General features: G+C 70.6%; 17 protein-coding genes and 2 pseudogenes. 10 read left to right on the plus strand and 9 right to left on the minus strand.

Translation table 11 applies throughout. The features are described from left to right. Positions 1 to 47: 47 nt before the first annotated feature. The 3 genes and pseudogenes from ltrA to ACFHWY_RS26060 form a co-directional block, all read left to right on the plus strand. Positions 48 to 1,241: pseudogene (ltrA, locus tag ACFHWY_RS26050) on the plus strand (group II intron reverse transcriptase/maturase); the annotation flags it as partial. A 203-nt stretch (positions 1,242 to 1,444) separates the two neighbouring features. After that, positions 1,445 to 1,633, plus strand: coding sequence for an IS3 family transposase (locus ACFHWY_RS26055; RefSeq protein ID WP_416582909.1), 189 nt, complete (start codon positions 1,445 to 1,447; stop codon positions 1,631 to 1,633). A gap of 49 nt (positions 1,634 to 1,682) precedes the next feature. Next, the gene (locus tag ACFHWY_RS26060) at positions 1,683 to 1,820 is read left to right on the plus strand and encodes a hypothetical protein (protein ID WP_416582910.1); all 138 of its coding nucleotides are present in this window, start codon (positions 1,683 to 1,685) and stop codon (positions 1,818 to 1,820) included. 132 nt (positions 1,821 to 1,952) lie between these two features. Here ACFHWY_RS26060 and ACFHWY_RS26065 read toward each other — a convergent pair whose 3' ends face one another. Further along, positions 1,953 to 2,567, minus strand: coding sequence for a helix-turn-helix domain-containing protein (locus ACFHWY_RS26065; RefSeq protein ID WP_416582895.1), 615 nt, complete (start codon positions 2,565 to 2,567; stop codon positions 1,953 to 1,955). Between the two features lie 129 nt (positions 2,568 to 2,696). Here ACFHWY_RS26065 and ACFHWY_RS26070 point away from each other — a divergent pair, with 129 nt between their 5' ends. The 5 genes and pseudogenes from ACFHWY_RS26070 to ACFHWY_RS26090 all read left to right on the plus strand — a co-directional run bounded on the left by ACFHWY_RS26070 (position 2,697) and on the right by ACFHWY_RS26090 (position 8,572). Continuing rightward, on the plus strand, positions 2,697 to 3,335 hold the full coding sequence (locus ACFHWY_RS26070) for a class I SAM-dependent methyltransferase (RefSeq protein WP_416582896.1): 639 nt from the start codon (positions 2,697 to 2,699) through the stop codon (positions 3,333 to 3,335). 67 nt (positions 3,336 to 3,402) lie between these two features. Next, positions 3,403 to 4,950: an MFS transporter gene (locus tag ACFHWY_RS26075; RefSeq protein WP_416582897.1), complete on the plus strand. Its 1,548-nt coding sequence runs from the start codon at positions 3,403 to 3,405 to the stop codon at positions 4,948 to 4,950. Between the two features lie 448 nt (positions 4,951 to 5,398). Continuing rightward, complete coding sequence (locus ACFHWY_RS26080) at positions 5,399 to 5,665, plus strand: YciI family protein (RefSeq protein WP_416582898.1); 267 nt, start codon at positions 5,399 to 5,401, stop codon at positions 5,663 to 5,665. Between the two features lie 13 nt (positions 5,666 to 5,678). After that, positions 5,679 to 6,664: pseudogene (locus ACFHWY_RS26085) on the plus strand (RNA polymerase sigma factor). A 1,101-nt stretch (positions 6,665 to 7,765) separates the two neighbouring features. After that, the gene (locus ACFHWY_RS26090) at positions 7,766 to 8,572 is read left to right on the plus strand and encodes a Crp/Fnr family transcriptional regulator (RefSeq protein ID WP_416582899.1); all 807 of its coding nucleotides are present in this window, start codon (positions 7,766 to 7,768) and stop codon (positions 8,570 to 8,572) included. A gap of 135 nt (positions 8,573 to 8,707) precedes the next feature. Here ACFHWY_RS26090 and ACFHWY_RS26095 read toward each other — a convergent pair whose 3' ends face one another. The 7 genes from ACFHWY_RS26095 to ACFHWY_RS26125 are packed head-to-tail and all read right to left on the minus strand — an operon-like array spanning position 8,708 to position 15,451. Beyond that, complete coding sequence (locus ACFHWY_RS26095) at positions 8,708 to 9,745, minus strand: ABC transporter ATP-binding protein (RefSeq protein ID WP_416582900.1); 1,038 nt, start codon at positions 9,743 to 9,745, stop codon at positions 8,708 to 8,710. Further along, positions 9,742 to 10,575: an ABC transporter permease gene (locus ACFHWY_RS26100; RefSeq protein ID WP_416582901.1), complete on the minus strand. Its 834-nt coding sequence runs from the start codon at positions 10,573 to 10,575 to the stop codon at positions 9,742 to 9,744. Before ACFHWY_RS26100 ends, ACFHWY_RS26095 begins: the two co-directional genes overlap by 4 nt. Beyond that, a complete protein-coding gene (locus ACFHWY_RS26105) occupies positions 10,572 to 11,429 on the minus strand; it encodes an ABC transporter permease subunit (protein WP_416582902.1) in 858 nt (285 codons plus the stop codon). Before ACFHWY_RS26105 ends, ACFHWY_RS26100 begins: the two co-directional genes overlap by 4 nt. Then, positions 11,426 to 12,637: an ABC transporter substrate-binding protein gene (locus ACFHWY_RS26110; RefSeq protein WP_416582911.1), complete on the minus strand. Its 1,212-nt coding sequence runs from the start codon at positions 12,635 to 12,637 to the stop codon at positions 11,426 to 11,428. The genes ACFHWY_RS26105 and ACFHWY_RS26110 overlap by 4 nt, the downstream gene beginning before the upstream one ends. 20 nt (positions 12,638 to 12,657) lie before the next feature. Beyond that, entirely contained in the window at positions 12,658 to 13,281 is a 624-nt protein-coding gene (locus ACFHWY_RS26115) for a CDP-alcohol phosphatidyltransferase family protein (RefSeq protein ID WP_416582903.1), read from the minus strand. After that, positions 13,278 to 14,006 carry a TVP38/TMEM64 family protein gene (locus ACFHWY_RS26120; protein WP_416582904.1) on the minus strand — a complete coding sequence of 243 codons (729 nt, stop codon included), beginning with the start codon at positions 14,004 to 14,006 and terminating at the stop codon, positions 13,278 to 13,280. The genes ACFHWY_RS26115 and ACFHWY_RS26120 overlap by 4 nt, the downstream gene beginning before the upstream one ends. After that, the gene (locus tag ACFHWY_RS26125; RefSeq protein ID WP_416582905.1) at positions 14,003 to 15,451 is read right to left on the minus strand and encodes a dihydrolipoyl dehydrogenase family protein; all 1,449 of its coding nucleotides are present in this window, start codon (positions 15,449 to 15,451) and stop codon (positions 14,003 to 14,005) included. Before ACFHWY_RS26125 ends, ACFHWY_RS26120 begins: the two co-directional genes overlap by 4 nt. Positions 15,452 to 15,943: 492 nt before the next feature. On the opposite strand from ACFHWY_RS26125, the gene ACFHWY_RS26130 reads away from it, so the two are divergent. Continuing rightward, complete coding sequence (locus tag ACFHWY_RS26130; protein WP_416582906.1) at positions 15,944 to 17,179, plus strand: hypothetical protein; 1,236 nt, start codon at positions 15,944 to 15,946, stop codon at positions 17,177 to 17,179. Positions 17,180 to 17,438: 259 nt separating this feature from the next. On the opposite strand, the gene ACFHWY_RS26135 is transcribed toward ACFHWY_RS26130, so the two are convergent. After that, positions 17,439 to 18,431: a helix-turn-helix transcriptional regulator gene (locus tag ACFHWY_RS26135; RefSeq protein ID WP_416582907.1), complete on the minus strand. Its 993-nt coding sequence runs from the start codon at positions 18,429 to 18,431 to the stop codon at positions 17,439 to 17,441. 81 nt (positions 18,432 to 18,512) lie between these two features. Between ACFHWY_RS26135 and ACFHWY_RS26140 the strand changes: the two genes are divergently transcribed. Continuing rightward, positions 18,513 to 19,451 carry an alpha/beta fold hydrolase gene (locus ACFHWY_RS26140; RefSeq protein ID WP_416582908.1) on the plus strand — a complete coding sequence of 313 codons (939 nt, stop codon included), beginning with the start codon at positions 18,513 to 18,515 and terminating at the stop codon, positions 19,449 to 19,451. Positions 19,452 to 19,526: the final 75 nt, after the last annotated feature.

The following is a 19,526-nucleotide window of genomic DNA, read 5'->3' on the forward strand; positions in this document are numbered from 1 at the left end:
TCGCTCACACGACCTCATAACCGCCGTGACCAGCAGTTACCCCAGAACGCAATAGCCCTGGGGTTGACGAGGTCAGCCTGAGGGAGTTCGAGAAGGATCTGAAAGACAATCTGTACAAGATCTGGAATCGGATGTCTTCGGGTAGTTACTTTCCTCCACCGGTGAAAGCGGTGCAGATACCGAAATCGCAAGGTGGGGTCAGAACGCTCGGGGTGCCTACTGTGGATGACCGGGTGGCGCAGACGGTAGTGGCCCGCAGGATCGAGGAGAAGGTCGAACCGATCTTCCACCGCGACTCCTACGGTTACCGGCCGCGACGGTCCGCGTTGGACGCAGTCGCGGCGTGCCGGCAACGGTGCTGGGACTACGACTGGGTCGTCGATCTGGATGTCCAGGCGTTCTTCGACAGCGTCGATCACGACCTCATGATCAAAGCGGTTGAGGCGAACACCGACCTGCCGTGGGTGGTGCTGTATGTCAGACGGTGGCTTGCCGCCCCGTTGCAGCAGCCTGACGGCAGCTTGCAACCCCGAGACCGGGGAACCCCGCAAGGGTCCGCGGTCTCACCCGTGCTGGCGAACCTGTTCCTGCACTACGCGTTCGACACGTGGATGGCCCGGACGTTCCCGTCCGTGCCGTTCGAACGATACGCCGACGATGTGGTGGTGCACTGCGCCAGCGAACGCCAGGCCCGCGCTGTGCGGCAGGCGATCGAGGACAGGATGGTCGAGGTCGGGCTGCGTCTGCACCCGGACAAGACCAGGATCGTGTACTGCAAGGACAGCAACCGGCGAGGCGTCCATCCGGACACCTCGTTCACGTTCCTCGGGTACACGTTCCGGCCTCGCGGGGCCAAGGATCGCCACGGGCGCGTGTTCACCGCGTTCCTCCCGGCGATCAGCAAGGACGCTCTCACACGACTCAGCCGCACCGTCCGACGCTGGCGGATCCACCGCCGCCTGGACCTGAGCTGGGCCGAACTCGCCGAGATGATCAACCCCGTCGTACGCGGGTGGATGAGCTACTACGGACGGTTCTACCGCTCCGCGCTCTACACGCTCCTGGCGCGTATCAACTCCTACCTGGTGCGCTGGATCCGCAAGAAATATCGACGGCTACGGCCACGCCGTAAGGCCCGAATCGTGTGGGAACGCCTCATCACGCAACACCCACGCTACTTCGCGCACTGGGCCTGGGCCCGTAACCCCCTGATGACGGCCAGGGTGGTACGAGCGGAGTGACGGGAGACTGTCACGCTCCGTTCCGTGGGAGCCCGGAGGTGAGATCCCTCCGGGCGACCCGACCCTGACTCAGCAGTGCCGCCGACATTCGACCGGAATGCTCGCCGGCCGCCGGTGCGACCCCCGAAATCTCCGGAGGTAGTTGAATGACGATGCTGTCGGCCAGCGTACTCAGGTGATCTCGGCAAGGTTCGGCGGCTGAGCTGCGCCGACGCGGCCGGCGGGTCAACCGCAAGCGGGTCGAGCGGATCATGCGGGAACGCGGCATCGTCGGGATCACCCGCCGCCGACGCCGCAGCCTGACCAAGCAAGACGCCACGGCCGCGCCAGCGCCGGACCTGATCGGGCGGGACCTCACCGTCGACGCCTCCGGGCAACGCCTCGTCGGGTGAGATCACCTACCTGCCCACCGCCGAGGGCTGGCTCTACCTGGCCACCACTATCGACCTGCACACCCGCGAAGTCATCGGCCACGCCATGGCCGGGCACATGCGCGCCGAACTGGTCGCCGACGCCGTCACCCTCGCCCACAGACGGGGCCTGGTCGACCCGAAGGCGAACGTCCACTCCGTCGGTTGAACTCGCCGAGTATCGAGCGATTCGCTACAGCAGCGGCTCGCCGAGGCCGCGACGTCGACTCGGTCGGAGCCAAGGGTGACTCGTACGTTGACGCCATGGAACAGGCTGCCGGCTCGCGGTCGAAAACCGCACTTACAGCAGCGCCTCCCGTTCCTCGGATGGGCCTGCTTTGGGCGCGGCGCGGACGTGTGCGCGTTCGCCTTGCCTGCCGACGAGGCTGAGGAATTCGACGGGTCCGGACCCTGTGGCGCCGAACCAGTGCGGTGTGCGGGTGTCGAATTCGGCTGCCTCGCCGGCGTCGAGAAGCAGGTCGTGTTCGCCCAGGAGAAGACGAAGTGTGCCGTTGAGGACGTAGACCCAGTCGTGTCCTTCGTGGGTCCGCATCTGGGGTGGTGCGTCGTCGCCGCTGGCGGGGAGCACGAACTTATACGCCTGGATTCCGCCGGGCCGACGGGTGAGCGGGATGATTGTCGACCCGTCGGAGCAGGCGACGGGGCGCAGGTGGATGCGTGGGTCGCCGGTGGGAGGCGCGTCGACGAGTTCGTCGAGGGTTGCGCCGTGTGCTTTGGCGAGTGGTAGCAACTGTTCGAGCGTGGGGCGGCGCAGGCCGGCCTCGAGCCGGGAGAGTGTGCTCACCGAGATGCCGGTCAGTGCGGCCAGGTCAGCAAGTGTCATCGCGGTGCGCAGGCGCAGGCGTTTGAGCCGTGGCCCCACGGCGTCGAGGGTGCGATCGAACTCGTCGTCCATGACTTCGATTTTGCCATTCGGCAACGTAGCTTGCCACTCCGGCTCGTCGTGCGGACTATTCCGGTATAGCCGACGACCTGGGGAAACGCTGGGTCGTGCGGCGTTGCCGAACGCACCCTGGGGGTACCGATGACGCACGACTTCGACGAGCAGTACTGGCAGAGCCACTGGCATCAGGTGCCTGGCGGGCAGCCGGAGGGCCGCCTCAGCCCCAACCCGTACGTGGTCGAGGCGGCCGGCGGTCGTACGCCCGGGAGGGCCTTGGACGCCGGGTGTGGCGAGGGCACCGAGGCGATCTGGCTCGCCCAGCAGGGGTGGGAGGTCACTGCCGTGGACATCGCGCCGGTGGTCTTGCGGCGGGCCGCAGCCCGGGCGATCGAGCACGGGGTACCCGAAGTGCGTTGGGTCCGAGCCGACCTGACCGGCTGGGAGCCGGACACCCTGTTCGACCTGGTCGCTACGCACTACGCCCACCCATCCACGTCGCAGTTGGCCTTTTACGAGCGCCTTGCGCGGTGGGTGGCACCGGGCGGAACCCTGCTGATCGTCGGTCACCTGCACACCCATGAGAGCGGACAGCATCACGGGCAGCCATGCGGTCGCCAAACTCCGGCCGAGGCGTCGGTCACCGCCGCGGACATCACTGCCCGGCTCGACGGCACGGTCTGGTTAGTCGACAGAGCCGCCGAGCTCACCCGCGCCGTGACCAGCCCCATCGGGCAGCAGGTGCTGCTGAACGACGTCGTCGTGCGGGCCAGGCACCGCTGACCTTTTCGCCACGCCGTGGGGGCTTCTACGTGCGCCACGAATCTACACATCGATTAGAAGGACAACCGTGAGTATTGAATCCTCCCTGCAACCGGCTGGTGCCGGTGCGGTCACGATCGACGATTCGCGGCGGCGTCGCGCGGTCATGCTCGGCGTCTGCCTGGCACTGATGGCGGTCATCGCCTCGGTGTCGGGGCTGAATGTGGCCCAGCCGGACATCGCCGTCGAGTTCGACGTCTCGCAGAGCACCGTGCTGTGGATTATCAACATCTACACCATCACCCTCGCTGCGCTGCTGCTGCCGCTGGGCGCGGTCGGTGATCGGTGGGGCCGTAAACCGGTGCTGATTATCGGCTTGGTCGTCTTCGGAATCGCCAGTGCGGCTGCGGGTTTGGCCGCGTCGGCGGCGATCCTGCTGGCCTCGCGGGTGCTCGCCGGGGTCGGCGCGGCGATGATCATGCCGGTGACCCTCGCCGTCATCACGTCGAGTTTCCCGGCGGAGGCCCGCTCACAGGCGATCGGGGTGTGGACCGGCGTCGCCGGCGCCGGCGGGTTGCTCGGCATGTTCCTGTCGGCGGTGCTGGTCGATCTCGCGAACTGGCGGTGGTTGTTCGTCCTGCCGGTGGTCCTCGTCCTCGCGGCGGTCGTGGTGGCGGTGAGGTCGATCCCGGATTCCCGGGACGTGTTCGCGTATCGGTTCGACACGTTCGGTGCGTTGACCTCCGTCGTCGCGGTGGTCGGATTGATCGTTGTGCTGCACGAGGGCCCCGAACACGGATGGACCGACCCGATGACGATGGTGAGCCTGATCGTCGGGGCTCTCGGCGCGGTGGTGTTCGTGGTGTGGGAGTTGCGGCGGGAAGGCCCGCTGCTGGACGTCAGCCTGTTCCGGCAGCGAGGGCTGGCGAGCGGGTCGGTGACGTTACTGGCGGTCTTCGGTGTGCAGGCGGGTGTTGCCGTCGTTCTATATCCGTACTTCCAGGCGGTGCTGGGCTGGTCCGGGTTGCTGTCCACCGTCGCGATCCTGCCGATGGCGCTGCTCATGATGCTCACTTCCGGGCTGGCGCCCAGGATCGCCGCCGGTGTCGGTGGCCGCGCGACGATGGCGCTGGGCATCGCGCTGGGCGCGGTGGGGCTGGCGTTGATGGCCAGCCTGGTGTCCGTCGAGGGCGGCTACCTGTCGGTGCTGCCGGGCATCGTCGCGATGGGGCTGGGCATGGGCCTGGCGATGACGCCGTCCACCGAGGCGATCACCTCTGCGCTGCCCCGTTCACAGCAGGGTGTGGCGTCCGCGCTCAATGACGTCACGCGGGAGTTCGGCACCGCGCTCGGTGTGGCGCTGCTGGGCGCGGTCCTGGCTGCGGGATACCGCTCGGCGCTCGGCCCCCGGCTCGAAGGACTCCCTGCCGACACCGCCGAGACCGCCCGCGAAGGTGTGTCCAACGCCCTCGCCGTCGCCGACACGGCCGGCCCCCAGGCCGCGGCGCTGGTGACCGCCGCCAAGGAATCCTTCGTTGACGGTTGGCAGCAGGGCATGTGGGTCGGCGTCGGCGTCATGGCCGTTCTACTGGTCGTCGTCCTGGTCCGCGGACCAGGACGACGACCAACACCGTGACCGACGACCGCACGGTGCACACCCGCCGGCTGCTGATCGCAACCGGGTTGCGTGACGTGCTGCCCGACATCCCGGTCTGGCCCACACTGGGGCCAGGGAGTGGTGCACCGCCCGTACCGCCATGGCTGGGAGGTCCGTGATGAACCCATCGGAGTCCCTCGCCGTCGGACCAGCATCGGAGCACCACACGCTGTTGTTCCGGCAATCGACCGACTCCAGCCGCGGCACTGCACTCGACGAAAGCACCCGTCGACGTTTCGACGCCCGCGGTATCGAGTCGTCGACGCGCCGGTCACCTCGGTCGAGTCCGACGAGACGGCCGAGCAGTTGTTCCGCACCCGCGGTGACCATGCCGTGCGACGAAGAAATGATGTTCGGTGGGTTGGGGACCACGTTGGCCGACCGGGATCCGGAATGGATCAGCGAAATGCAGATGACCATGACGCGTATGGACCGCGAACCACGGGCCTCCGGTGAGGTGGTCGACAGCCAGCACCTGACCGACCCGACCCAGGCCACCACCGTGCGGTTCCTCGACGGCGTTCCGGCCCCGACCGACGGGCCGTTCGCCGAGATCAAGGAGTCCCTGGCCGGCTACTGGATCGTCGAGGGTACCTACGAACGGGCCGTCGAGATCGCCGCACAGGTCGTGGCGGTCACCGAGTACCCGATCGAAATCCGTCGGGTCATGGACCAGACCTCGCTGCCGGAGTGACAACAGGGTGACGGTGGCGAACGGGGCGTTCGGGGATCTGCTGCGCGAGTTGGCGCCGCAGGTCCTCGGCACGCTCGTACGTCGGCACGGCCAGCTCGACACCTGCGAGGACGCCGTCCAGGAGGCGCTGCTCGCTGCGGCCACGCAATGGCCGGAACAGGGCGTGCCGGACCGGCCGCGGTCCTGGCTGATCACCGTTGCCGGACGTGCCCTGGTCGATCGTTGGCGTACCGACAACGCCCGCCGCCGCCGGGAGGCCGCGGCCGTGCTCGACCCGACCAGCGAGACCCGGACCCACCCGACGACACCTTGACGGTGCTGCTTCTGTGCTGCCGACCTGCCCTGTCCGCCTCTTCGCAGCTCGCGCTGACCCTGCGTGCTGTCGGTGGCCTGACGACCGCGCAGGTCGCCGCCGCGTTTCTGGTTCCCGAGACGATTATGGCCCAGCGGATCAGCCGGGCTAAACACCGCATCCGCGATACCGGCGCCCGGTTCGAACTACCCGCTCCCGACGAGCGGGTCGCCCGGCTCGCCGTCGTGCTACACTGGGACACCGCCGCCATGACCGAGGGTCATGGCCCTGCTGACCTGGACCCTCGGTGTCGGTCCGATCGGGCAGTACCAGGTCCAGGCCGCGACCGCGGCCGTTCACGACGAGGCCCCGACGCCGCTGACACCGACTGGCCACAGATCCTCGCCTTCTACAAGGTCCTCGAGACGGTGGCACCCGGCCCGGTCGTCACACTCAGCCGCGCCGTCGCCGTGGCGATGGTCCACGGACCGATCGCTGGCCTGGCCGTGCTCGGCACGCTCGACGCCGGTGGGCGGCTGGCGCACACCCATCGCCTCGAAGCCGTCCGGGCCCACCTGCTGGAACAGGTCGCAGACATCACCGCGGCCCGCGAGGCCTACCTGCGCGTCGCCCTGATGAGTGCCAGCCGGCCCGAACAGCACTACCTAACCCGCCGTGCCGCCGCTCTGCCTGAGTTGGCCCCCTGACCGCCAGCGGCGCAGTGGTCGACCAACCGGTGCAGCACCGGCCCGAACGATGTCAATCGCTCGGCGCACCAGTCGACGAACCGGTGCGCCGTCGATCACCGCCGGCACCTCCTCGACCCCGCATTACGTGGAATCCGTCTCGAACGGCTTATCGAGCGGCCGGCCCCTCCGGTGCGTGGCGTTAGTACGGGTTCCGGCACTCACGTGGACGTGGCCGCCGCGTAGCACCTGATGCGACACGTCGGCGCTGCTCTCTTCCAGCAGAGTCCAGGGAAGCCGCCGTGGGTCCGATCCTCCGTGAAACCCGCCAGCCGCGCTGCGGGGGACAGCACCCGCCAGCATCCCACCGGCGGCGCCAGGTCGACGACCGCGACCCGCCCACCCGGGCGGAGCACGCCATCGCCCGCGCCCAGGCACGACGCCAGTCGCCGATGATGCTCAGGGAGTACCTGCACAGCACCGCGTCAGATCCGTCCGGACCGACACAGACGCGCAGAGCAGGCAGGTTGTTTCCGGTGCCGCAGCCGACGTCGAGAACCCGGTCGCCGGGGCGCAGGCCCAACGCGGAGATGCCTGCCAACCGCCCGGGCCGGTAGATCGGCCGTTCCAGCGACAACACGTCGTAGAACCGGGCGCCGCCGCTGTAGCGGCGGGGTCGCAGGTCACCGGACCCCTGCCACGCACCGGGCAGGACGCCGCATCCGCCGTGCACATCCCTGAACGACCGCTTCACGATTTCATTGATCGTCTCTTCCTGTGCGTCGGTCAGACCGTACAACGAGCAACGATCCGCGTGCCGTCTTACGCATCCGCTGGCGGGGTGGTTGTGTGTGCTGGCTTCCCGACGGTGGACCGGGGGGCGCCTACCGTCGGTGCCGTCCGGGGGAGTTGTCGACGTGGAGGTACCGGCATGGCTACCGGCGATGCCAGAGCGGTCGGTCCCACCTGGTTGACGCGCGACTCTCGGCCCATTCTGCCGCCTGGGAGCCGCGGGAACGCCGCTCTGCCGGGAACGGCTCGTCGATGATGAGCCCCGATCCTCCGATCCGTCCCACCCCGCGGTCGGACCTTGCGCCAGCGCCGCGCGGCGTGGGCGTGCCGATGTCGTACTGTCTGGGAGACAGCCTCGACGCGCTCGACCAGCCGCCCTGGGGCGCCGCACCGCCGCCCTGGGCGCCCGGACGTCGTGAGGAGGTTGCCGTCATGGAGCGCGCCGCCGCGTATCAGGACAAGGTGTGGTGCCTGAGTCAGGTCGACATCTTCCGGGACCTGTCGCCGGCGGAGATGGACGCGATCGCCGCGGCGGCCCCGTCGCGGACCTACCGTCCGGGGGAGATGCTGTACTCCCCGCCGAGCCCGGTGGAAACCCTGTTCATTCTGAAGGCGGGCCGGGTGCGCCTGTTCCGGATCTCATCCGACGGGCGGGCTCTGACCACCTCTTTGATCAACCCCGGTACGATCTTCGGGGAGATGATCCTGCTCGGGCAGCACATGTACGACAACTACGCCGAGGCGCTCGACGAGGTGGTCGTCTGCGTGCTGAACCGCGCCTGCGTACAGGAGCAGTTGCTGTCCGACCCGCGCATCGCCGCCCGTATCACCGGCATCCTCGGGCAGCGCCTGCTCGCCATGGAACGCCGGCTGTCTGACAGCGTGTTCAAGAGCGTCCCGCAGCGCATCGCGGGGCTGCTGCTGCAACTGGCGGCGCCGCCGACCCGACGGCCGCTCACCACCCGCGCGGAGCAGGTCCGGCTCACCCACGAGCAGATCGCCGCTCTGGCCGGCACCTCCCGGGAAACCACCACGAAGATCCTCGGGGAGTTCGCCGAGCGGGGCCTCGTCCGGCTCGGCCGGGTTCGGATCACCCTGCTCGACCGGGATCGCCTCACCGCCGAGACCGGCGACTGACGAACCATCCGGCTGTCCGCGGCGCTGGTGCTCGTCGTCGCGGTGGACCTCGCCGCGTGCGGGGCGCGGCACCGCCGCCGGTTGCCGATGACCGGCTAGCGGTTCAGAACACGTAGGGCCCGGCCGATGTGTGGGCTATGGGGTGACGACGCTGAGGTGCGCCGGGGGCAGCCGGAGGCGTGTCTCGTCGCCGGGTCGCAGTGGTGTCGCCGGCCCGGTGGTGAGGTGCAGGGTGTGTCCTGAGGTGGTGGCCCGGACATCGAGGTGCGTGCCGCGATCGGTGACCGCGGTGATGGTCGCCGGTATGACGTTCGGGCCGTCCTGCTCGGCCACGACGATGGCTTCGGGGCGGATGAGCAGCAGGCCGGGTCCTCGATGGGGGGTGTCGAGGTGGAGGCTGCCGAGGGGGCAGTCGAAACGGTCGGGGTGGGCGGTGCCGGGGATGGCGTTGGTGGCGCCGCCGAGGAATTGGGCGACGGCGAGGGTGGCGGGTCGGCGGAAGAGGCCGGCGGGTGGGGCGTGTTGGGCGAGGTGGCTGTCGAGGAGGACGGCGACGTGGTCGGCGATGTCGGTGGCCTCGTCGCGATCGTGGGTGACGAACAGGGTGGTGGTGCCCTCCCGGTGGTGCAGGTCGGTGAGCAGGGCGCGCATGTCACCGCGTAGTTGCGGGTCGAGGGCGCTGAACGGTTCGTCGAGCAGTAGCACGGCGGGTCGGGCGGCGAGGGCCCGGGCGAGGGCGACGCGCTGTTGCTGGCCGCCGGAGAGTTCGGTGCTGCGCCGGTCGGCGTAGTCGCGGAGCGCGACGGCGTCGAGCAGTTCGGTGACCCGCCGGCGGATGACCTTCCGGTCAGTGCGGCGCATGCGCAGGCCGAAGGCGATGTTCTCGGCGACGGTGAGGTGCGGGAAGAGCAGGGGTCGTTGGAAGACGACGCCGAGGTCGCGGCGGTGCGGGGGCTGGGTCAGGACGCTGCGGCCGGCGAGCCGTACGTCGCCGCCGGTGGGGGCAGAGAGTCCGGCGATGATCGACAGGAGGGTCGACTTGCCGCTGCCGGAGGGGCCGAGGATGGCGGTGCGGGTGCCGGCCGGAACGTCCAGGGTCACCCCGCACAGGGTCGGTGCGGTGGCGTCGGGGTAGGTGTGGTCGAGGTCGTCGATGGTGACGTCGGTGGTCATCGGCCGACTCCGAGCAGGGCGGTGTCGCGGCCGGCGAGTTGCCGGGCGGCCAGCGCGGTGAGCAGCAGGGGCGGGGCGATGGTGACCAGCGCGATGGCGGCGGTGGCGGCCTGGTTGCCGCTGCCGGCGGCGGTCGCGAACAGCAGCAGCGGCACGGTGGTGACGACGCCGCCGCCGATGAGCAGGGTCATCAGATAGTCGCTCCAGGAGATGAGGAAGGCGAACATCGCGGCGACGGTCAGGCCGCCGCGCAGCTGGGGGAGGCTGATCTCGCGGAACGCCCGCCACGGCCCGGCGCCGAGGGTGCGGGCCTGCCGTTCCAGAGCGGGGTCGACGCCGGCCCACACACCGGACATGAGCAGGGTGGCGTAGGCGGTGGCGGCGGGGACCTGGGCCAGGATCACGCCGGTGACCGAGTCGGCGAGGCCGGCGCGCAGGTAGACGGTCTGCGCGCCCATCGCGACGGCGAACGGCGGCACCAGCACCGGGGCGAGGAGGACCAGTTCGATCAGCCGCCGGCCAGGCAGCCGGTGCCAGGCCAGTGCCCGCCCGGCGGCGGCGCCGAGGCCGGTGGCGAGAGCGGCGACGGCGGCACCGATGCCGACGCTGGTGGCGACGGCCTCGGCGAGGCGGGACCGCGGGCCGAGGGATTGCCGCCAGCCGGTCAGGGACCAGCGGGCCGGCCAAAGGTCAGGGAAGAACCACTGGTCGGTGAAGGCTTGCACGGCCAGCGGCAGCAACGGCCCCGCGACCCACAGCCCGGCGAGGACCAGCACCGCGGGCCGGGCCAGCGCCGCGCCGAGCGGCCGGCGGCCAGCGGGAACCGTCATCGGTTCGCCCCGGCCACCCGGCCCGCCGCCCGCCGACTGGCCCAGGTGTACGCCCCGGCGGCGGCCACCGCCACCGCCGCGATGAGCAGTGCGATCGCCACTCCCTCCGCGCGGCCGGACAGTTCGGCGGCGGTGAACCGCTGGTATGCCAGGACCGGTAGCGGTTGCGGGTAGGCGCGACCGAGCAGGGCGGGCACCTCGTACGCGCCGAGGGTGAACGCGAAGATCAGCACCGCCACCGCGAGGATCGGCGGGGCGAGCAGCGGCAGGGTCACGTGCCGTAGCACCTGCCGGGGGCGGGCGCCGAGCGTGGCGGCGACCCGTTCGTACTCGCCGACCGGGCCGCCGAGCGCGGCGAGGACGACGACCAGTACGAACGGTGCCTCCTTCCACACGTACTCGACGATCACCGCGACGGCGTGCGGATCCGCGACCAGGGCGGGTATCGACACACCCACGGCGTGTGCGACGCGCGCCAACAGGCCGGAGTCGGCCAGCAACAGCCCGATCGCGACCGCGCCGATCAGGTGCGGCACGGGCAGCCCGAGCTGGGCGAGGAACGTGGCCGTGCGCCGCCCGCCCGCGGTGCGGCGCACGACCAGGGCGGCGGCGACGCCGACGGCCACGGCGAGGGCGGTGGCGGCGGTGGAGATCCACAGGCTCAGCAGCAGCCCATCGGTGAACGCCGGCCCGTCGGTCACCCGCTGGTACACGGTCAGGCCAGGTGGAGTGTCGGTGATTCCGGCCAGGCCGAGGCTCTGCGCGAGCCCGTAGCCGAGGCCGCCGCCGAAGAGCAGCACGACGGCGGCCAGCGCGGGCAGGATCAGCAGCAGCCCGGTACGGCGGTGGTTCACCGTTGCAGCACCTCGCGCCGCCAGCCCTCCTCCAGCGGCGGCAGCCAGTCCGCGCGCAGCTCGGGCTGGCTGTTGCGGGACAGCTCAGCGTATCCGGGAACCTGCGGCGAGGTGGGCAGGGCGGCGAAGCGGTCCCGCCACTCGACGTCGAGCTTGTCCAGGTCAACGGCCGGGTACTGGCCCCACCCGCCCGGCTTGGCCTTCTCGTACTGCAACTCCGGAGACAGCATCAGGTCGGCCAGCGCGAGGGCGGCGGGGCGGTTGGCGGCGTTGGCGGGTACGGCGAGGTAGTTGGTGTTGCCGATGGTGCCCTCGTCCAGCAGCAGGGTGCGGGTGGTGGCCGGGAACTGGCCGCGTTCGACCAGGCTGGTGATCTGTGCCGGGCCGTAGGTCATGGTGAGGTCGACCTGCCGGTTGGCGTACAGGTCGTTGAGTTCCTTCTCGGTGGCCGGGTACGTCTCACCCTTGCGCCACAGGGCGGGCCGCAGGTCGCGCAGGGTCTGCCACAGCGGTGGGGTGAGCCGGTCGTAGGCGGCCTGGTCGAAGCCGTCTGGGACCTGGGCGCGCCCGCCGGCCTGGCTGTGGAGCACGTGCCGGACGAAGACTGAGCCGGTGAAGTCGGGCGGGGCGGGGTAGGTGAACCGGCCCGGGTGGGCGCGCACCCAGTCCAGCAGGCCGGCGAGGCTGGTCGGCGGGTCGCTGATTCGGGCGGAGTCGTAGGCGAATGCGAACTGCGCGCGGCTCCACGGCACCTCGCACCCCTCGACGGGGGTGCCGAAGTCGTTGGCGATCGCCGGGTCGGACAAGTCTACGTAGCGCATGTTCGGCAGCAGCTCGACCAGCCCGCACTGCCACAGCCCGGCCTGCTTGCCGGTACGGAAGTTCTCCCCGTTGATCCACATCAGGTCCACCGACCCGCCGGTGGTGCGGCCTGCCTGCTTCTCGCCGAGGACCTTGTTGACCGCCAGGGCGGTGTCGGTGACCGGCACCCGGTTGATCCGGACATCGAGCCGGTCGCGGGCGGCCGGGGCGACGACCTCGTCGATGTAGCGGTTGGCGCCGTCGTCGCCGCCGTACATGAACAGGTTCACCGTCTGCCCACGGGCCTCGTGCTGCACCTGCGCGAAGTCGCCCGGCGGGGGGCCGGTCGCGCCCGGGTCGGCGGTGCAGGCGGCGGCTAGCAGGCCGGCGGCGGTCAGCGCCGCCAGCGCGCGCCCAGGTCGTCGGTTCATGGGGTGGGCCTCCTGGCGGTTTCGGAAAGGGTACGGACGGCATGGGCGACGCGCTGCCCGGCGGTGACCGCGACGACGGCGGCCCACCCCCATGCGATCGGCCCGGCGACGCCGGGAAGCAGACAGAACAGGCTGTGCACGGCGATGGTCTCGGCGCCCTCGGCCCACCCGCCGAGGAAGTGCAGCGAGCGCTCGTCGCCGCGTTCGCGGCCCAGCCGTTCGGCGATCGAGGAGTACGCCAGCAGCGCGGCCCCGTTGACGTAGTAGGTCACCAGCAGCACCAGGAACGGGGTGGCGGGCGTGTCGACGCCGACGGCGACCCCGGCGACGAACGCCCCGTACACGGTGAAGTCCGCGACGATGTCGAGGAATCCACCCAACGGTGAGGCAGTTCCGCGCCGCCGGGCCAGCGGCCCGTCGAGGCCGTCGGCGAGCCGGGACACCAGCCACGCCACCAGCGCCGGCCACCACCAACCGGCCGCCGCGGCGGCGCTCGCCGCCAGACCCAGCGCCAGGCCGGCAGCGGTCAGCCGGGCGGGCGACACCCACTGTCGGTCGACCGCGGCGGCGAGCTGGTCCATTGTCCCGGCCAGAACCGGGCGCAGGCGTGCGTCGATCATCGGCCGGTCCCCTCGCCGGCCGGTCGTGGTTCCGCCAGCTTCTCGCGGCGGCGGGCCCGACGCGCGGCCACGGCTCCGGCGATGGTCAGCGTGGCCAGGCCGGCGACAGCGGCCAGAAATTGCGGTGAGGTGGGATCGGCCAGCGACCCGCCGACCGCCGTGTAGGCGACGATCCCGGGGGTCATGCCGATCGCCGAGCCGATCGTGTAGTCGCGCAACCGCACCGCGGTCACCCCGGAGCCGTAGTTGAGCAACGCGAACGGCACCAGCGGCACGAGACGCAGCCCGATTACCGCGACCAACCCACGCCGGGTCAGGAAGCCGTCCAGGCGCTGGAGGCGACCGCCGACGAGACGCTCGACCGCCGGGCGGCCCAGCAGCCGGCCGAGCAGGAATGACGCCACCGCCCCCAAGGTCGCCCCCACCAGCACCACCACCGACCCGCCGACCACCCCGAACAGCGCCCCGGCGGCGGTGGTCAGCAGCACCCCGGGCACCAGCAGCACGGTCCCCACGGCGTACCCGGCGGTGAACAACAGCGGCGCCCAGACGCCGGTCGCGGCCACGCGGTCGCGCAGGGTGTCCACGTCGGGGGTGCCCTGGGTGGCCAGCAGCGTCGCCGCGCCGGCCAGTAGGGCCACCAGGAACATCAACCTCGGCCACGGCGAGCCGACGATCCGCACCAGCCGCGACGCCGCCTCTGACCGGGTCGATTCGGCGGTCACTGGCGCTCGGCCCGGATCGGGTGCACGGCGCGGCGCAGCCCGCGTAGGCCGCTGATGGCGCGGGACAGCAGCGGACCGGCGAGGTCCCCGCGGACCTGGGCGAGGGTGGCGTTCCACGGCCCGTCGGCGTACGTCGGGTAGGCGTGCACCGTCGCGGCCACGTCGCGCGCCTTCGCGCCGCGGCGCATCGCGGCGGCCAGCTCGACGATCGACTCCCCGGCCCTGGGCGAGACGACAGTGGCCCCCAGCAGCCGGCCGCCGGGCCCGATCACCAGGTGGGTGAACCCGTCGGTACGGCCGTCGGTGACCGCCCGGTCGACGTGCTCGTGCGCCAGCAGTCGCGCCTGAACCCGGTCGCCGTGACGGCGGCGGGCCTCGGCGAGGGTCGCCCCGACGTGCGCCACCTCCGGATCGGTGAACGTCACCCACGGGACCGCGGAGTAGTCGACGCGGCGACGCAGCCCGAGCAACGCGTTCGTGGCGGCGTAGCCGCCCTGGACCCCGGCGACGTGTGTGAACGGCAGCGTTCCGGTGACGTCACCGGCGGCGAAGATCCGCCGGTTGCTGGTCCGCATCCGGTCGTCGATCACGACACGTCCCCGCTCGTCGCGACGCACGCCGGCAGCGGCCAGACCCAGCCCCAGAGTGCGGGGCCGCCGGCCCGCGGCGACCAGGATCCGGTCGACCACGATGGCGTCCCCGCCGGCCAGGTGCAGCGTGCCGCCGTCGACACGTTCCACGGTGACCCCGGTCAGCACGGTGACGCCCTCGGCGCGCAGCCGCTCGGCGATCAGCGCGCTGACCTCAGGTTCCTCCTTCACCAGCAGCCGGTCGGCCCGTTGCGCGAGAGTGACCTCGACGCCGAGTCGAGCGAGGGCCTGGCCCAGCTCGCAGCCGACCGGCCCGCCGCCGAGCACCGCCACCCGCCGGGGCAGCGCGTCAAGGTCCCACAGCGTCTCGGTGGTCAGCGGGTCGGCGTCGGCCAGGCCGGGCACATCCGGTACGGCCGGGGCGGAGCCGGTCGCGATCAGCGCCCACCGGAACCGCGCCGTCCGCTCACCGGTGGCTCCGGTCAACCGCAGGGTCGACGGGCCGGTGAACTCTGCCCGCCCGGTCACCACCTGCGCTCCGTTCGCGCCGATCGCCGCCGGGGAGTCGACCGGCTCGATCCGGGCGATCGCTTCCTGGATGTAGGCCAGCACGGCGGCGTCGTCGACCTGCGGCGCGCTGGTGTGCACGCCGTGGCGGGCGGCGGTGCGGACGGTGTGCGCGGTGTGCGCGGCGGCGATCAAAGACTTGCTCGGAACGCATCCGGTCCAGAGGCAGTCACCTCCGGTGCGGGCAGACTCGACCAGCAGTACCCGCGCGCCGAACCGGCCGGCGGTCTTGGCAGCCACGATCCCGGCGGTGCCGCCTCCGATGATCGCCAGATCCCATTCGTCCACGCATGGTCCTTCCTCGCCGTCGGCGCCACCCGTGCGGGCAGTGCCCGCCAGGGTGCCCGATCGGATCGTGCGGAACTGTGATCTGGCTTCCACAACGCCGCATGGTCGCGCAGACATTCTGTCCCGGAGCCGGCACGCCCGGGTCCGATCTCCCCTGGCTGGTCAGCCATGGCGCTGGCTGCGCCTAAGGTCGAGGAAGGGAGGCGACATGGACACTCCGGTCGACGAGCGGACCAGCCCTGGTCGCCGCTGGTGGCGGGCGCTGCGCCGGTGGGAGCGGGCCACCCGTGCGGTGGACCCCGAGTTGGCCGGTGTGCTAGCCCGCCGGTGGGCCGAGTTGCCCGAGAGGGCCCGTACCCCGGCACAGTTGCTCGGCCGCAACGCGGTTGGCTGCGAGGGCACCCACGGGTCTTTCCCCGCTGCAACCTCACCTGCACCCCCTGCTACCACTCGAGGGACGCCAACAAGGTCCGCGTCGACGGTGCCCACACCGTGGCCGAGGTCCGCCGGCAGATGGCCTACCTGCGCCGGGTCCGCGGCCCCCGGGGCCACGCCCAGCTCATCGGCGGCGAGGTCAGCCTCCTGCCGCCCGACGACCACGCCGCCGCGCTCCTGGTCATGCGCTCCTACGGGCGGGAGCCGATGAGTATGACCCATGGCGACTTCGATTACGACTATCTGCGCGCCCTCGCGCTCGGCCCCGACGGTCGGCCCCGGCTGCGCCGGCTGTCGTTCGCCACGCACATCGACTCCCTCATGCGCGGCCGGCGCGACGCTCCCCGCCCCCGCACGGAGGCCGAGCTCGCGCCTGAACGGCGGCGGTTCGCCGCGATGTTCCGCCGGCTGCGCCGCGAGCACGGCGTGCGCTCCTACCTGGCGCACAACATGACCGTCACCCCGCACAACGTCGGCCAGGTCGCCGAGGTGATCCGCGAAACCCGCGGCGTCGGCTACGCCATGATGTCCTTTCAACCCGCCGCCGCGATCGGCGACGAACGTCGCTGGACGGAGGACTACCGGGCGCTGGCCGGCGACCAGGTGTGGGCCGAGATCGAACGTGGCGCCGGTGACCGACTTCCCTGGCGGGCGCTGCAGTTGGGCGACGAACGCTGCAACCGCACCGCCTTCGGCTTCTACCTCGGCGACCGATGGATCCCCCTGATCGACGACCGGCGCCCGATCGACCTCGCCGCCCGCGACGCGTTCCTGCGCCACCTCGGCGGCGTCAACGTCGGAGGCACCCCGCCCCGGCTGCTGGCCGTCCGCCTGTTGCGCGCCCTCGTCTCGCATCCCGCCGCCACCTGGACCGGCCTTCGCTGGGCCGCCGGACTGGCCCGCCGCGCCGGCCTCCGGCTGCTCACCCACCGGATCCGCCCGATGACCTTCGTGATGCACAGCTTCATCCACGCCGACCAGGTCCGTCCCGCCTGGGCGCTGCTCGAGCAGGGCGTCCGCAGCGACGACCCCGAGACTCGCGGCGTCCAGGAGCGGCTGCTGGCCTGCTCCTACGCCATGACCCATCCGGACCAGGACCGCCTCGTCCCAGCCTGCGTGCAGCACGCCGTCCTCGACCCCTCGGAGAACGCCGCGCTGCGCCGCCTGCTGCCGCTGCACGAGGTGACCGGGCAGCCGTCGCGGCAGGAGGCGGGCGACGCTCCACGACGCGGGCGCGTTGACGGGCAGATCGACACCTCGCGTGGCTATGCGGGCCCCCTTGAGGTTCCCTGAGCAAGGCCGCGAGCCCGGTTTCGTTGACTCGGTCACTCCGCCACCGTATCGGCCGCTCTCACGCACGGACGGCAGTCAGCGGCAGGCGGCTACGCCGGACGGTCTACTGACAGACGGCCCGCCATCCGATCAAGCCGGTCGATGTCCACTCACGGCCAGGCTGCCGACTTAGTCCAGCGGCATTTGTCGGTGCGGAGGCTGGGAGCTGGGCCGGGTAGGTGGCGCTCAACTCGTCGTAGTGTCGTGCGGGCAGTCGACATTAATCGCTGCTGTGGAACCTGACCTCGGGTTGTCCTCCTGCCGCGTGACGTCCGTGCCCGTCTGAGCCGTATCGCTCGACGAGCGCGTTGCCGATCGAGGCCAGGTGGTCTCGCACGCCCGGAGGGCCGGTCACCTCGATCCATTGGACCAGTCCTGCGAGCTCGCCGGCGAGGACGTATTCGTCGTTGCCGCGGATCACGACCTCGATGCGGCCGTCGGTCGTGGTACCTCCCACCTCGAGCCGAGTCCCGAACGCCATCCGGAGCACGCCTGTCCTGTGGGGCGCGCACACCGCCCGCACTTCGAGGGGTGTTCGTCTGCGGTCGACCTCGTCGGCGATCGCCCGCCAGCTCTCGCCGAGGTCGAAGTCCTCGGGTCGGTGCACGGCATTGCCGGTCGGGTCGACGGACGACACGCGGTCGATCCGGAAGGTCCGCAAACCGGCCTCGGTGTTGGCGACGAGGTACCACGACGGGCCTTTGGCGACGATGCCCAGCGGGTGGACGATTCGCTCGGTCTCGGTGCGTTCGCGGTCGACGTAGCTGAGCCGGACCTGGACGCCGCGGATCACCGCGTCCTGCAGTACGTCGAGGAAGCGGGGCGATCGGCGCTCGAACCGGCTCGACCCCCATCGTTGCGGGTCCGTGACGAGCGACGCCGCTGCCGCCTCGGCCTGCGCCCGGAAGGGTTCCGGCAGAGCTTGGACGAGCTTGCGCAGCGCCGCTTTCACGACCGGCGTGACAGAGGAGGCAGGGCCGGCGACAAGGAACAGGGCGCGGGCCTCACTCGCGGTCAACCCGGACAGGTCTGTGCGGGCTCCGCCCACGAGGCGCCAGCCGCCGCCCCGGCCCTGCACGGAGTACACCGGCACGCCGGCCATGCCCAGGGCGTCGAGGTCGCGGCGGGCGGTGCGCTCGGAGATGTCCAACTCCCGGGCGACCTCCGCTGCGGTCACCTGCTCGCGACGTTGCAGCAGCAGGAGGACGGCCATCAACCGGTCTGCTCGCACTCCGACGACACTTCCACGAAAACCGGTCAGGAGGTGACCGGTACCGGTCGGCATGATGCTGGCATGACAGTCGATTTTCCCGAGCCCACCCGCGTTCCGGTCAACGGTGTGGAACTCGAAGTTTTCGAAGCCGGCCGGCAAAACGCGGGGAACCCCATCGTGCTCTGTCACGGCTGGCCGGAGCACGCCTTCTCCTGGCGCCATCAGATGCCCGCCCTCGCGGCAGCGGGCTACCACGTCATCGTCCCGAACCAGCGGGGCTACGGCAACTCGTCCCGCCCGACCGAAGTTACCGGCTACGACATCGCGCACCTGTCGGGTGACCTCGTCGCACTGCTCGATCACTATGGATACGAGGAGGCCACCTTCGTTGGTCATGACTGGGGTGCCGCCGTCGTTTGGGGCCTGACCCTGTTGCACCCGAACCGGGTCGAAAAGGTGATCAACCTGAGCCTGCCGTACCTCGATCGCGGGGACAGGCCCTGGATCGAGGTCATGGAGGATGTGCTCGGTAGCGATTTCTACTTCGTCCACTTCAACCGGCAGCCGGGCGTCGCGGACGCCGTGTTCGAGGAGAACACATTCCAGTTCCTTCGGAATCTGTACCGGAAGAACGTGCCTGTCGCAGAGCCAGAGCCGGGCAATATGTTGATCAACCTGGCTAGAGCGGAAGCTCCACTCGGTGACCCCGTGATGAGGGACAGCGAACTGGCTGTCTTCGTATCCGCCTTCGAATCAACAGGGTTCACGGGCGGAATCAACTGGTACCGCAATCTGGACCGCAACTGGCGGCTGCTGGCGGACGTGGACCCGATCATCCGACAGCCCGCCCTCATGATCTACGGCGACCGCGACACGGTCGCGAGGGCCGAACGACTGACAGAATTCGTGCCGAATGTGGAAGTGATCAGTCTGGACTGCGGTCATTGGATCCAGCAGGAGATGCCGGAGGAAACGACCGAGGCGATTCTGAAGTGGCTGGATCAGCGGGATTCCGCCTAGCCTCGGCCCTTCATTGAGGTGATCTCAGCAAGGATTCGGTAGGTATCGGTATTCGAAGTGGGTGAGGTGGAGAGC

The organism is Micromonospora sp. LOL_024 (genome assembly GCF_048060415.1).
Lineage (GTDB): Bacteria > Actinomycetota > Actinomycetes > Mycobacteriales > Micromonosporaceae > Micromonospora.